The organism is Mesorhizobium sp. WSM4871 (assembly GCF_055811295.1).
Genome location: NZ_JBVVPU010000028.1, coordinates 1 through 12,696 on the forward strand (window position 1 = coordinate 1; position 12,696 = coordinate 12,696).

The 12,696-nt window shown below is 61.6% G+C and carries 10 protein-coding genes; 4 read left to right on the forward strand and 6 right to left on the reverse strand.

What is annotated here, in order from left to right:
- Positions 1-143: 143 nt before the first annotated feature.
- From mgtE to AC0L2H_RS31430, 4 genes are all read right to left on the reverse strand, one after another.
- The gene (mgtE, locus tag AC0L2H_RS31415) at positions 144-1,508 is read right to left on the reverse strand and encodes a magnesium transporter (RefSeq protein WP_473593598.1); all 1,365 of its coding nucleotides are present in this window, start codon (positions 1,506-1,508) and stop codon (positions 144-146) included.
- Between the two features lie 266 nt (positions 1,509-1,774).
- Positions 1,775-3,661 (reverse strand): ABC transporter ATP-binding protein/permease, encoded by a 1,887-nt coding sequence (locus tag AC0L2H_RS31420; protein WP_473593599.1) that lies wholly within the window; start codon positions 3,659-3,661, stop codon positions 1,775-1,777.
- A 587-nt stretch (positions 3,662-4,248) separates the two neighbouring features.
- Positions 4,249-4,929, reverse strand: a complete 681-nt coding sequence (locus AC0L2H_RS31425; protein ID WP_473593600.1) for a DsbA family oxidoreductase — start codon at positions 4,927-4,929, stop codon at positions 4,249-4,251.
- A gap of 21 nt (positions 4,930-4,950) precedes the next feature.
- Positions 4,951-6,771 (reverse strand): extracellular solute-binding protein, encoded by a 1,821-nt coding sequence (locus tag AC0L2H_RS31430; protein WP_473593601.1) that lies wholly within the window; start codon positions 6,769-6,771, stop codon positions 4,951-4,953.
- Between the two features lie 233 nt (positions 6,772-7,004).
- Here AC0L2H_RS31430 and AC0L2H_RS31435 point away from each other — a divergent pair, with 233 nt between their 5' ends.
- Positions 7,005-7,634 (forward strand): invasion associated locus B family protein, encoded by a 630-nt coding sequence (locus AC0L2H_RS31435; RefSeq protein ID WP_097573991.1) that lies wholly within the window; start codon positions 7,005-7,007, stop codon positions 7,632-7,634.
- 75 nt (positions 7,635-7,709) lie between these two features.
- On the opposite strand, the gene hspQ is transcribed toward AC0L2H_RS31435, so the two are convergent.
- Positions 7,710-8,033 carry a heat shock protein HspQ gene (hspQ, locus tag AC0L2H_RS31440; protein ID WP_165779681.1) on the reverse strand — a complete coding sequence of 108 codons (324 nt, stop codon included), beginning with the start codon at positions 8,031-8,033 and terminating at the stop codon, positions 7,710-7,712.
- 222 nt (positions 8,034-8,255) lie between these two features.
- On the opposite strand from hspQ, the gene AC0L2H_RS31445 reads away from it, so the two are divergent.
- On the forward strand, positions 8,256-9,218 hold the full coding sequence (locus AC0L2H_RS31445) for an AEC family transporter (RefSeq protein ID WP_473593602.1): 963 nt from the start codon (positions 8,256-8,258) through the stop codon (positions 9,216-9,218).
- Here AC0L2H_RS31445 and AC0L2H_RS31450 read toward each other — a convergent pair.
- Positions 9,195-10,406: a UbiH/UbiF family hydroxylase gene (locus AC0L2H_RS31450; RefSeq protein ID WP_473593603.1), complete on the reverse strand. Its 1,212-nt coding sequence runs from the start codon at positions 10,404-10,406 to the stop codon at positions 9,195-9,197. The two genes, AC0L2H_RS31445 and AC0L2H_RS31450, sit on opposite strands and share 24 nt — an antisense overlap.
- A 355-nt stretch (positions 10,407-10,761) precedes the next feature.
- On the opposite strand from AC0L2H_RS31450, the gene pcsA reads away from it, so the two are divergent.
- Both pcsA and AC0L2H_RS31460 read left to right on the forward strand, forming a co-directional pair.
- Positions 10,762-11,547: a phosphatidylcholine synthase gene (gene pcsA / locus AC0L2H_RS31455; protein WP_473593624.1), complete on the forward strand. Its 786-nt coding sequence runs from the start codon at positions 10,762-10,764 to the stop codon at positions 11,545-11,547.
- 29 nt (positions 11,548-11,576) lie between these two features.
- A complete protein-coding gene (locus AC0L2H_RS31460) occupies positions 11,577-12,554 on the forward strand; it encodes a quinone oxidoreductase family protein (protein ID WP_473593604.1) in 978 nt (325 codons plus the stop codon).
- Positions 12,555-12,696: the final 142 nt, after the last annotated feature.

Here is a 12,696-nt window from a genome sequence, read left to right on the forward strand (position 1 = left end):
CCCCCCCCCCCCCCCCCCCCCCCCCCCCCCCCCCCCCCCCCCCCCCCCCCCCCCCCCCCCCCCCCCCCCCCCCCTCCACCCCCCCCCCCCCCCCCCCCCCCCCCCCCCCCCCCCCCCCCCCCCCACGGGTTGGTTGACGCCGGCTACAGCAGCGTTCCGCGCAGGATAACCATCGCCACCGAAAAATAGATCACCAGTCCGGTGACATCGACCAGCGTGGCGACGAACGGGGCCGAGGCGCTGGCCGGGTCGAAGCCGACCCGTTTCAGCGCAAACGGCAGCATCGATCCCGACAGCGAGCCGAAGGTGACGATGCCGACCAAGGCCGCGCCGACCGTCGTGGCGATCAGCGGCCAGTGCGGACCGTAGTCGTAGAAGCCCAGATACTGCCAGAGCACGATGCGGCAGATGCCGACGACGCCGAGGATCGATCCGAGCACCAGGCCGGTCGGCAGTTCGCGCAAGGCGACCCGCCACCAGTCGCCAAGGCCGATCTCGCGCAGCGCCAGCGCCCGGATGACGAGCGATGTCGCCTGCGAGCCGGAATTGCCGCCGGAACTCATGATCAACGGGATGAACAGGGTGAGCACGATCGCTTTCTCCAGTTCGCCCTCATAGCTCTGCATGGCGTTGGCGGTCAGCATCTCGCTGATGAACAGCACACACAGCCAGCCGGCGCGTTTCTGGATCATGGCGAGAAAGCTCATCTTCATGTAGGGTTCGTCGAGAGCCTCCATGCCGCCGAAACGATGCACGTCCTCGGTCGTCTCCTCGATCATGGTGTCGATGATATCGTCGATGGTGACGATGCCGAGGATCTTGCCGTGGTCGACGACCGGAACCGCGAGCAGGTCATATTTGGAGATCGTCTGCGCCACTTTCTCGCGGTCGGTAAGCGGGGACACTGTCACCGGAATGCGATCGGGGGCGATTGCCATGATCAGATCGTCCGGCTCGCCGGTGATCAACCGGCGCAGGCCGGTCGAGCGCACCAGGACATGCGTATTGGGATCGACAATGTAGATCGCGTAGACGGTCTCTCGTGTCCGCTCGACCTTGCGGATGTAGTCCAGCGTGCGGCCCACGGTCCAGTCCGAGGGCACGCTGACGAACTCCGTCGTCATGATCGAGGCAGCGCTGCCTTCGGGATAGCCAAGAATGGCCAGCAGCGTCGCGCGCAGCGGCGGTGCAAGGCCGCCGAGCAGTTCGGAACGCGCCGGCTCCTCCAGATCGCGCACGAGATCGGCGGCGCGGTCGACCGACATGGCGGCCAGCAGCCTGCCGGCCTTTATGCGAGGCAGCGCCTCGACGAGCTCGGATGCGCGGTCGAGTTCCGGCTGGTCGAAAATCTCGACCAGCCGCTCGAACGGCACTTCACAAAGCAGCTCCGTCGCAATTTCGCGAGGCTCGTGGTTCAGGGCCTCGACGACGTCGGCAACGTGATCGTTTGCAAGGATACGAGCGATCGCGACTGCATCGTCGCCCGCTACGGGGGAAAATTCGTTCATGGCTCACTCCTTGCCGTCCGGCAGGACGTGAACCTGTCAGGTCACGTCTAGGCGGACGGCGGTTGCGTTCGACTGCGACTGTCGCCAGGCATGGCGCGGTGACCTTTCTGCTCGCGGGTTTGGAATTGGATTTCTGCAAGCCGGCGCAACATAGGAGCGCTTCCTTCCGAGTCAATTGCCGCCAGGGCCGAAAACGGCAGCGAACGGGGCTGATCGCGAGACTGTGATCGGCGTTGGATTGCTGGCACTACGCCATCGTGTCGAAGCTATCTCTGCTTCAACCGGCGGGAGAAACGCAGCCATTTGTCCTCGACCGGCGTTGGCTGTGCGAGGATGGTGGTGAGTTCCCGAGGCAGGCTTGGAGCCAATGGCTTCTTGGTCGCAACGCCATCCGCGATCGAGACCACGCTGTGGTAGAATTCGGCGCCTGAAAGCGACCTTGGCGGCACGGCCTCGTGCATGACGGAGATGACTGTCACATCGGGGCAGTTGTCCTTGATCGCCTGGTGGAAGGCGATCTTTCCGTCGGGATCGAGCGCGCCGGTCGCTTCGTCGAGGAACAGCAGTCCCGGCTGCTGCAGCAGTATACGGGCGACAACCAGCTTCTGCTTCTGGCCGCCGGAGAGAACCTGATCCCAGATCTTTCCCTCGCGGCTTTCCTTGGCCATGTGCTCGATGAAGTCGCCAAGGCCCGCTCTGTGCAGTGCCGATGCGACCTGCGTGTCGGAGTGATCGTGTTCGGAGCCGGGCAGGCAGGCCAGTTGCTTCAGCGAGACCTGCTGCAGCTTGACCTCCTGGGCGGCGTAGAAACTGCGGACACTCTCCGGAAAGACGATGGTGCCCCGGCCATAAGGCCAAAGCCCGTTGATCGCCTTGATCAGCGAGGTCTTGCCGCAACCGGATTCGCCCTTGAGGAATGTCCATTCGCCGCGCCGGAAGCGCAGATTGGCGGCGCTGAGGAACGGCGATGCGTCTTCGCCCTGATGCGCCAGTTCGAGCTTCTGGATGGTCAGGCCGAAGACCGGGTTCTGACTGGCATAGCGGAAATCGGAAAGGCCGGTCTGCCGGTAGAATTCCTGCGGATGCTGGACGTCTTCAATGGCGTTTGCGAGCTCGGTCACACGCTTACTGTTGGCCCTAAGCGCCGCGATGGCAGGCATGACATGGATGAACCACGAACATTGGCTGATCAGCGAATTGACCATCTCGGAGCCGGTTATGTAGCCCTTGAGATCGAAGCCATTATGGATGAAGGGCACGAGGCCCGGTCCGTAGGCGACAATGCGGGCGCCGATGAAATTATAAATCAGTTCGAACGAATTGTAGCTGGTGTTGACGATGTTCAGTCGTGCCCAGGTGCGGTCGATATCGACATAACGCTGGCTGTGCATCGTCCTTTGCACATCCTCGCCGCGCGATGCGGCGACATGGAAGCTGCGGCGCAGAAAAGTGGTCAGCTCGCCGCGATAGCTGCCTTCGGCCTGCTGCATCCTGACGTTGAGCCGTTCCAGCAGCTTGCCCAGTTTGACCGCGATCCAGGTATTCAGCGGCACATAGGTGGCGACCGCCAGAAAGGCGAGGACGGCACTGCCGTAGCTGCCCAGGAATTCCAGCCCTTTGACCTCAGCTGAGTTTTCAATCAGTTTCTGGCCAACGAAATAGAGAGAGGTGGCCACGGCAAGAACACCCATGGCGAGGCCGATGGCGCCGCCGGTCATGTCCTTGATCGATTCCTGGATGCGCTGGTCGATGTTGTCGGGAGCGGCGGAGCCGGACGAGCCATGCTGGGCATGGAAATGTGTGTGATTGGGATCAAGCAACGCTTCGTTGAAGCGGCTGTCCAGCCAGCCGCGCCATTTGCGATGCAGCGTCGTGGAAACCAGGGTGCGAACTCCGGTAAAGCCGGCGTCCTTGAGCACAACCAGAAGGACAAGTATGCCGGCATTGGTCAGCAGCGACCGAAGTGGCGTGGTGTTTGCCGCATCGTGAAAAAAGGCGATCGAGTTGACCAACTCGCCGGATGCTTCGGCGAACCAGACGCCGGATTTGCTGGAGAGCGCGGTGAGCAGCGCTATGATCAGCGTCAGCGTCCAGGCTTCCTTCCAGCGTTCCGAGAACCAGTAGGCCCGCATCAGTCCCCAGAAGCTGCGCATCGAGGACACCGGCGTCAGGGGCGACTGTCTTTCGACATCGCGAAGCCATTTTTCCGATATTGAATGTCGCTCTGGTCTACCGACCCGAATCACAATCCCGCCCAAACCTTTTTTAGTTTTGTTACGAACAGTAACACCAATTGATCATTTTCTATTAATTTTTCTCCGGCTGCAGCGGATTGACCTGACGGCCGTTGCCGTGAAGCAACAGATTACGAGGCTGCAACGTCGTGTGATCAACGGTCGAAAGGCTGATTATCCTTATAATTTCAAAGAGTTGTCAGGTGGCACGCAGAACAGCAGACGTCTTACCTTGGGGAAGCTTCTCACACGGTTTCGTGAACGTCATCATCCACTCGAAGAACCAGGACTCCCGCTTTGAGATGACGGAAACAGCCGAAAATGGCCTCGGGTGATTCGGCTTTCCCTCGCCTCATCGCTCATACCGAGGGGCGATACGTGACCGGAAAAATATTGCCGCACTCTGTCAAAGCGACCCGCCGGAGCGACATGCCGCGTCGGCCAGTTGTGCGCAGGCAGCAACGGCTATGGTTTCTTCGTCAGCAGGGCCAAGGAGGGGGAGGGGCTCAGTCGACCTTTTCCAACTCGCCCCGCGCCTTGGCAGCCGCCACTTGGCGAATCGCGTCGGTGAGCGTGTCGGCGTCCTGCGCGCCCATCACCGCATATTTGTCCTCAAGCAGGAAGCACGGCACGCCCGTGACGCCCATGCGCGAAGCGGTAGCGATTTCTGTCCGCACCGCGTCGACATCGGCATCCGTCGGCAACAGCGTTTCGACCACGGACGCATCCATGCCGGCCTCGCGGGCCGCTTCAATCAGCACGGCGTGATCGCCGAGATTGGCGCCTTCCTCGAAATTCAACTGGAACAGGCGACGCACCAGCCGGTTCTGCACGGCTTCGCCGGCGGCGCCGGCCCAGCGAATGAGGCGATGCGCGTCGAGCGTGTTGGGCGCGACCTTGATGGCGTCGAAGGCGAAGGAAATCCCTTCTGCTTCTCCCAGCGGCTCGATGCGGGCATGGATCTCACGGATGCGCTGTTCGCTGCCGAACTTGGCCATCATGTACTCGCGGCGATCCTTGCCTTCGGACGGAATGGTCGGATCGAGCTGGAATGGCCGCCAGCGTATATGCACCTCGACATCGCTCGCAGCGGCGACTGCCTTGTCCAGCCGCTTCTGGCCGATGAAACACCATGGGCAGACGACGTCGGAGACCACGTCGACGGTGATGGAGTTGTCGGCGCTCATGGTCGTCTCCTTGGTTCTGCTTCAGTTGGGCTTCCGCCACCAGGTCGGCAGCTGATAGCCGAATATGGGGGTCTTTTCAGGATGTTCCAGATAGGCCCAGTAAGCGAGCCATTGCTGCGCGTTGTATTGCATGGGCACCATGTAGTTGCCTGAGATCAGCAGCCGGTCGAGAACGCGGACGGCAGCGACATAATCTTCCTTGGTCCGAGCATTCAACATCGCGTTGATCGCAGCGTCGACAGCAGGATCGGCGACACCGGCGAGGTTGAACGATCCTTCGGTCTTGGCGGCGGCGGATCCCCAGCGCCCGAGTTGCTCGATACCGGGCGACAGCGAGTTGTTGAAGCCGCTTGTTCCGATCAGCATCTCGAAATCGAAGCGTTGCTTGCGCGATTGGATCTGATCGCCGTCGAGGCCGCGGATGGTGACGTCGATGCCGATCTTCTCCAGCGTGCGCTGGTAGATGGCGGCGAGGCGTTCTTCGTCCTGTGACGCCGTCAGGATCTCGAAGCCGAAAGGTTTGCCCTCGGGATCGAGCATTGCGCCGCCCTGCACGGTGTAGCCCGCGCCCTTCAACATGTCGAAGGCAGCCTTCAGCACCTTGCGGTCCTGGCCCGAACCGTCAGCGACAGGCGGCCGGTAGGTGCCGTCCATGACATCGGCCGGCACGCGGCCGGGGAAGGGCGCCAGAAGCGCCTTTTCCCGACCCTCGGCCGGGTGGCCGAGCGCGGAAAGCTCCGAATTCTGCCAGTAGCTCATGGTGCGCGTGTATTTGCCGCCGAACAGATTCTTGTTGGCCCATTCGAAGTCGTAGAGCATGCCCAGCGCGCGCCGAACGACAGGGTTGGAAAACTTCGGCAGCCGCGTGTTGAACAGGAAGCCGTTGACGACAGGCGGAATGCCCATGTCGAAGGTTTCGGCGATCACCTCGCCCTTGTGGAAGGCCGGGAAGTCGAGATCGCGCTCGCGCTTGACCGGATCGCTGTCGTCGTCGATGGCGCAGATGCCTTTCTTGAACGCCTCCTGCTTGGCGTTGGCGTTGAGGAAGTATTCGATGGTGATCCGGTCGAAATTGTCGAAGCCGCGCTTCGAAGGGATGTCCTTGCCCCAATAGTCCGGATTTCGCTTGAAGACGATGCGCTGGCCGGGCTGCACCTTGTCGACCGTGTAGGGGCCGCTGCCGATCAGTGGCTTCAGCGTCGTCCTGTCGAAGGTGTCCTTGTCGAAAGCGTGCTTCGGCACGATCGGCGTCAAGGCGATGATCAGCGGAAATTCGCGATTGGCCTTGTCGTTGAAGGTGAAGCGCACGCTGTGCTCGCCGGTCTTCTCCAGCTTGGCGATCATGCTCATGCGGTCGCTGTAGGGTGGGCGGCCCTTGTCGGTGAAAACATCATAGGTGAACAGCACGTCTTCCGGCGTCACCGGCTGGCCGTCCGACCATTTTGCCTTGGGATTGAGGTGGAATTCGATGCTCTTGCGCTCCGGATCCATGTCGGCGCTGCTGGCCAGCAAGCCGTAGAGGCTGAAAGGCTCGTCATAGTTGCGCTGCATCAGCGGTTCGAAGACCAGATTGCCGTAGATCGTGTCGATCATGCCTCGCGCGGTCGTGCGCAGGCTCTTCAGGATGAACGGGTTGAGATTGTCGAAGGTGCCGACGACGCAATAGGTGATGCTGCCGCCTTTCGGCGCATCGGGATTGACATAGTTGAAATGCGTATAGTCGGCCGGCAGCGCCGGCTCGCCCTGCATGGCGATCGCATGTTTAGGCTCGGACAGCGCCGGCTGGAGCGAAAGGGTGACAAACGAGATCGCAGCGAGCAGCCAAACAAGAATGCGGCCCATGACCGTCTCCTTACCGGGTCGGCTTGATGATTCGGAGCGCACACTAGCATGAGGCGGCCGCGCGACAGCCAATCGCGTCTTCAAGAATTGCGGCTACCGGGCTGGATTCGGCATCGCTTGCAGTGTAACACGCCGTCCGAAGTCATTCTGTTGCCTCATTTCGGCAACAGGTAGCTGGACTACACGGCGCGAAGAAGCCGGTCCCCGGGATCATTTGAGAGGAAGTGCACGACATGACGAGCCTGAACAGCAACGCATACCGCCTTTCGGCCATGGCCGCTGGCGTGGTCGGCTTTCTGGTCGCCGGGCTTCCTGCTGCTTCCGCGCAGCAGCAACAGCAGATCCCGCAAGGTTGGTTCAAGGCCTGCACCAAGCAGGAAGACGTCGACATCTGCAATGTCCAGAACATCACCACCGCCGGCAACGGCCAGCTCATCACCGGCGTCAGCCTGATCGAGTTGAAGGGCAAGGTGAACCGCAAGGTGTTCCAGGTCACGGTTCCGACCGGCCGCCTGGTTCCTCCCGGCATCGGCCTCCAGATCGACACCGGCAAGGCGCAGAAGCTCGACTATGTGATCTGCTTCCCCGACCGCTGCGTGGCGGAAGTGCCGTTGACCGACCAGCTCGTCGCCTCCTTTAAGAAGGGGTCGAACCTGACGCTCACCTCGGTCAATTTCCAGAATCAGCCGAACCCGATCAAGATCGCGCTGACCGGCTTCAGCGGCGCCTTCGATGGCCCGCCGCTGCAGCAGTCGGACATCGAGGATCGGCAGAAGAAGCTTCAGGATTTCGTCGCCAAGAACAACCAGGACTTCGCCAAGAAGCTCAAGGAAGAGCAGGACAAGGCAAAGACCGCCAACTGATCGGCGCTTTCTCGGACAAGGAAAAAGCGGGGCATGTCCCCGCTTTTTTCGTTTTTGACCGATTCCCGAGTGTCGTCAGTGCCTTAACTGGCGTTTCGGCTCGTAGCGGCCGTCCGGGCGTTTGTCGAACATCTCGCCGATCTGCGGATGCCGCACCGGTTCGCCAGACTGGTCCTCGAGCAGGTTCTGCTCGGACACATAGGCAATGTATTCCGTTTCCGAATTCTCGGCGAGCAGATGGTAGAACGGCTGGTCCTTGCGCGGCCGTGCCTCCGCGGGGATCGCCTCGTACCATTCTTCGGTGTTGGCAAATTGCGGGTCGACATCAAAGATGATGCCGCGGAACGGAAACAGCCGATGGCGAACCACCTGTCCGATCGAGAATTTGGCTGTTTTCATCGTACTCACCACTTAAGTCTCAGGCGTGCCCCGCGCTCTGCGCGCAAAAAGACGCTCTAAGACCTTGAATCTACGCATTATGCCACCAAAAATCGAGCCCCGACTTTTAGGGCTGATCTCCGCTCTATTTGGCGCATGAGCCGCCTCAATTCAATCCCGGAGCGCTTGACGCGCGGTCAAGCTACGGGCTAGCCCGGCCCAAGGGTTTCAGCCAGCATAAAAATGTCAGACGTCATCGGTCTCGTTCTTCCGTTCTTCGGTTTGATTTTCATGGGCTTCCTGGTGGCACGCATCACTAGGCAGCCGCTGGAAGCGCTCGGCTGGATGAACACTTTCATCGTCTATGTCGCACTCCCGGCGCTGTTCTTCCAGCTGCTAGCCAAGACGCCGTTCGAACGGCTGACGGAATGGAGCTTCATCCTCGGCTCGGTGTTGTCGACCTACGTGATCTTTTCACTGATGTTCGCATGGTCGGTGCTGACCTCGCGAGGCGAGATCGCGCAATCAACGATCAAGGCGCTTGCCGCTTCTTATGGCAATATCGGCTATATGGGACCGGGGCTTGCGCTGCTGGCGTTCGGCAAGGATGCCGCGGTGCCAGTGGCTCTGATCTTCTGTTTCGAAAACATCATCCATTTCGCCGTCGCGCCGATGATGATGGCACTTTCCGGCGACGACAAGACATCCCCGTCGCAGCTCGTTCTGGGCGTTCTCAGGAAGATCGTGCTGCATCCGTTCATCATTGCGACCGCCCTGGGCGTGGCTGCCGCCTATATCGGTTTTCGCCCGCCGGAACCGGTCGAGCGTTTCCTCGATTATCTTTCCGGCGCCGCGGCGCCCTGTGCCCTGTTCGCCATGGGCGTCACCCTGGCGCTAAGGCCACTCAATCGCATCCCGCACGAGCTGGCCTTGATAGCGGCGCTGAAGCTGATCCTGCACCCGTTGCTCTGCTATGTCGTGCTGAGCTGGATCGGCAATTTCTCGCAAACCTGGATTTTCTCGGCTGTGCTGCTGGCGGCATTGCCGACCGCAACCAATGTCTTCGTCATCGCCCAGCAATACGGCGTCTGGGTGCAGCGTGCCTCGGCCAGCGTGCTGATCACGACTTGCCTCTCGGTCGTGACGGTGACCGGGCTGCTCTACATGATCCGCCACGGTGTGCTACCGGCGGACCTGTTTCCTTAAGCCGCCGGCAAGTGCGGCAAAACCGCTGCCGGGCCGCAGCCCCTCGCGCATGAAGAATGCGCGCAGCGGCGCAAAGCCGCCAAGCACGCCAAGGCCGGCGCTGCGCGCCAGCTGGGCCGGCAGCATGTCCGAGAGCAGCGACCTGTTGAGGAGATTGACCGCGCTGCTGCGCGCCAGAATGTCGGGCCGGCGCCTGAAATCGTAAGTTGCAAGTGCCTTGGCCGCACCAGGGTCATCTCTATTTTTGCAAGCAACTTCAATAAGATCGTCGATATCCCGGATACCGAGATTGAGACCTTGCGCGCCGATCGGCGGAAACACATGCGCGGCCTCGCCGACAAGCGCCACCCGGTTGCGCGCAAAACAACGGGGCGTCACGCCCGAAAGCGGGTAAACCTGCCGGCCGGGCTCAACTGACACCCGGCCCAGCATCGATTGCATTTGTTGTTCGACCCGCATCGAAAGCGTGGCGTCGTCCAGCGCGGCGAGTTCCTTTGCCGTCTCCGGTTCGACCACCCAGACGAGGCTGGACCGGTGACCGGGCAGGGGGACCTGGGTGAACGGACCGGTCTCGGTGTGGAATTCGGTCGAGGTGAAAGCGTGCTCGCCGCGGTGGCCGAAATTGAGAACGAGCGCCGCCTGCGGCAGGGACCGGACGGATGTCGAGATGCCGGCGGCCTCGCGGGCCGGCGACAGGCGTCCGTCGGCCGCGACCGCCAGCGATGCCGTGACCTCGCTGCCATCGGCGAGAATGGCATGGGCATGACCGGCATCGAGCCGCCATGTCTCGACCATGGATTTTCGCCATTCTATACCGGAATGCGCCGCAACAGCCTTGGCGAGCGCCGGATTGAGCGCGCTGTTGGGCAGGTTCAGCCCGAACTCATCCTCGCCGATCTCGCTGGCGCGAAAAGTGACCACCGGACTGCGCACCAACCTTTTGGTTGCATCGACGATGCGCATCACCTTGAGCGGTGCAGCCTTTGACCTCACCTCGTCGAGAACGCGCAACCGCTCGAGGATTTTCAGGGCGGGGTTCATCAAGGCCGTCGTGCGGCCATCAAGGCCGCCGGCCTCGGGTCCGACCAACGTCACGGCGAAGCCGGCGTCGGCAAAACCGAGCGCTGCGATCAGCCCGGCCGGGCCACTGCCGGCAACCAGTATCGGCGCTGTCTTCTGATGGTCCAAATTCGGCTTCCGGGTCACGATGCAGGCTCATCGGCCTGCCAACGGATATAGGTCAGATTATGCGGCTTGATCAACGTGGCGATTCGGCCCATTCGATTGCCTTGGCGGCAGAGTTCATTGGGCGCCGGCTTCGGAGGGGTGCGATACTGCTTGTCTGGGCAGCCGCCCTGCTAGTAGTCTCGGCATGAGCGGGGGAGAATTCAATGGCGGACCGGAGCAGGGCGAGGAAGAGAGAATCCGTTCTCTCCGGCCGCAACTGGAACCTTGCCGGCCTCGCGGCCGGCATCTGCAAGCCGGACTGGCGGACCTCGTGAGCAAGAAGACAACGGCCAGGAAAATCGCCGAGCGGATTCCGATGCCGAAGAAGAAGGTCACCTGGCCGCAGGCGCGCGCTTTTTCGGTCCATCTCCTGACCGCGTCAGGCTCGTTCCTGGCTTTCCTGTCGCTGGTGGCGGCAAGCGAGGAGCGCTGGACGGCGATGTTCTGGTGGCTGGGGCTGGCGCTGTTCGTCGATGGCATCGACGGGCCGATCGCGCGCAAGCTCGACGTCAAGGAGATCCTGCCGACCTGGTCGGGCGAGCTGCTCGACAACATCATCGACTACGTCACCTACGTGCTGATCCCCGCCTTCGCGCTCTACCAGCGCGGCTTCATGGGCGAGGGCTTGTCGTTCCTCTCGGCGGCGATCATCGTCGTCTCCAGCGCCATCTATTATGCCGATACCGGCATGAAGACGAAGGAGAACTTCTTCAAGGGATTCCCGGTGGTCTGGAACATGGTGGTGTTCACCCTGTTCGTCATCGAGCCGGGACAATGGGTTTCCTTCGGCGTGGTCGTGGCGGCCGGCATCCTGACCTTCGTGCCGATCAATTTCATCCATCCGGTGCGGGTGGTGCGGCTGCGGCCGATCAATCTCGGCATGACGCTGCTATGGTGTGCTTTCGGGGCGCTGGCGTTGGCGCAGGCGGCTCTCGCCGCTTTCTATGACCAGATCGGCGTGCTCGGCGAGCAGGTGAGCATCTTCACCAAGATCGGCATCACGATCTCGGGACTTTACCTCGCCTGCATCGGCGGTATCATGCAGCTCTTTCCAAATCTCGGCGCCAAACCTGATTCCGCGCCAGATTCCGGGAAGAACTGACCTCCAAGAGAGCCTGAGCCCAAGAGACAATGTCCAAAGCCATCCGTATCCATGCCCATGGCGGTCCGGAGGTCCTGACCTATGAGGACGCCGATCCAGGTCGGCCTGGGGCGGGGCAGATCCTGATCAGACACACGGCGATCGGACTCAATTTCATCGACGTCTATCATCGCTCGGGCCTTTATCCGCCGCCCGGCGGTTTCCCGCTGATACCCGGTGGCGAGGCAGCCGGGGTGGTCATGGAGGTCGGCGCTGATATCGACTGGCTGAAGCCAGGCGATCGCGTCGCCTATGCCGTGAATGTCGGCGCCTATGCCGAACAGCGCGTGATCGCCGCCGACCGTGTGGTGAAGGTGCCGGACGGCATCAGCGACGAACAGGCGGCCGCCATGATGCTGAAAGGCATGACCGCGGAGTATCTCTTGCGCCGCACTTTCAAGGTCAAGGCGGGCGACACGATCCTGTTTCACGCCGCGGCCGGCGGCGTCGGACTGATCCTTGGCCAATGGGCGAAACACCTTGGCGCGACGGTGATCGGCACCGCCAGCTCAACCGACAAGATCGAACTCGCCAAGGCACACGGCTTCGACCATGTCATCAATTACCGCGAGCAGGATTTCGTCGCCGGCGTGCTTGCCATCACTGGCGGCAAGAAATGCGACGTCGTCTACGATTCGGTTGGCAATGATACGTTTCCGGCCTCGCTCGACTGCCTGAAGCCGCTCGGCATGTTCGCCAGTTTCGGCCAGTCGTCGGGGCCGATCCCGCCATTCAGCATGTCGCTGCTGGCGCAGAAGGGCTCGCTGTTCGTGACGCGGCCGACTTTGTTCGTCTACAACGCCAGGCGCGAAGACCTTGAGGCGTCAGCCGCCGCGCTGTTCGACGTCGTGCTGAGCGGCGCGGTCAAGATCAGGATCAACCAGCGCTACGCGCTGAAGGATGCCGGCAAGGCACACGCCGACCTTGAAGGGCGCAGGACGACCGGGACAACCGTTCTCGTCCCCTGACCTCGGCTTTTTAAGGGGTTGCGCTTTACCCCTTGAGTTTCCGCTGAAATTCTTGAAGCTCTTTCAAGACGCGTGCCGCTTTCCGACGGGAGCCGGCCACGCATACCATACTCGCGGGAACACAGAACATATCTGGCAAACC

Bases quoted from the DNA above. Each gene is read 5' to 3' on its own strand.
- mgtE (WP_473593598.1), bottom strand. From the start codon at position 1,508: ATGAACGAATTTTCCCCCGTAGCGGGCGACGATGCAGTCGCGATCGCT.
- AC0L2H_RS31420 (WP_473593599.1), bottom strand. From the start codon at position 3,661: ATGCGCAGCTTCTGGGGACTGATGCGGGCCTACTGGTTCTCGGAACGC.
- AC0L2H_RS31425 (WP_473593600.1), bottom strand. From the start codon at position 4,929: ATGAGCGCCGACAACTCCATCACCGTCGACGTGGTCTCCGACGTCGTC.
- AC0L2H_RS31430 (WP_473593601.1), bottom strand. From the start codon at position 6,771: ATGGGCCGCATTCTTGTTTGGCTGCTCGCTGCGATCTCGTTTGTCACC.
- AC0L2H_RS31435 (WP_097573991.1), top strand. From the start codon at position 7,005: ATGACGAGCCTGAACAGCAACGCATACCGCCTTTCGGCCATGGCCGCT.
- hspQ (WP_165779681.1), bottom strand. From the start codon at position 8,033: ATGAAAACAGCCAAATTCTCGATCGGACAGGTGGTTCGCCATCGGCTG.
- AC0L2H_RS31445 (WP_473593602.1), top strand. From the start codon at position 8,256: ATGTCAGACGTCATCGGTCTCGTTCTTCCGTTCTTCGGTTTGATTTTC.
- pcsA (WP_473593624.1), top strand. From the start codon at position 10,762: ATGCCGAAGAAGAAGGTCACCTGGCCGCAGGCGCGCGCTTTTTCGGTC.
- AC0L2H_RS31460 (WP_473593604.1), top strand. From the start codon at position 11,577: ATGTCCAAAGCCATCCGTATCCATGCCCATGGCGGTCCGGAGGTCCTG.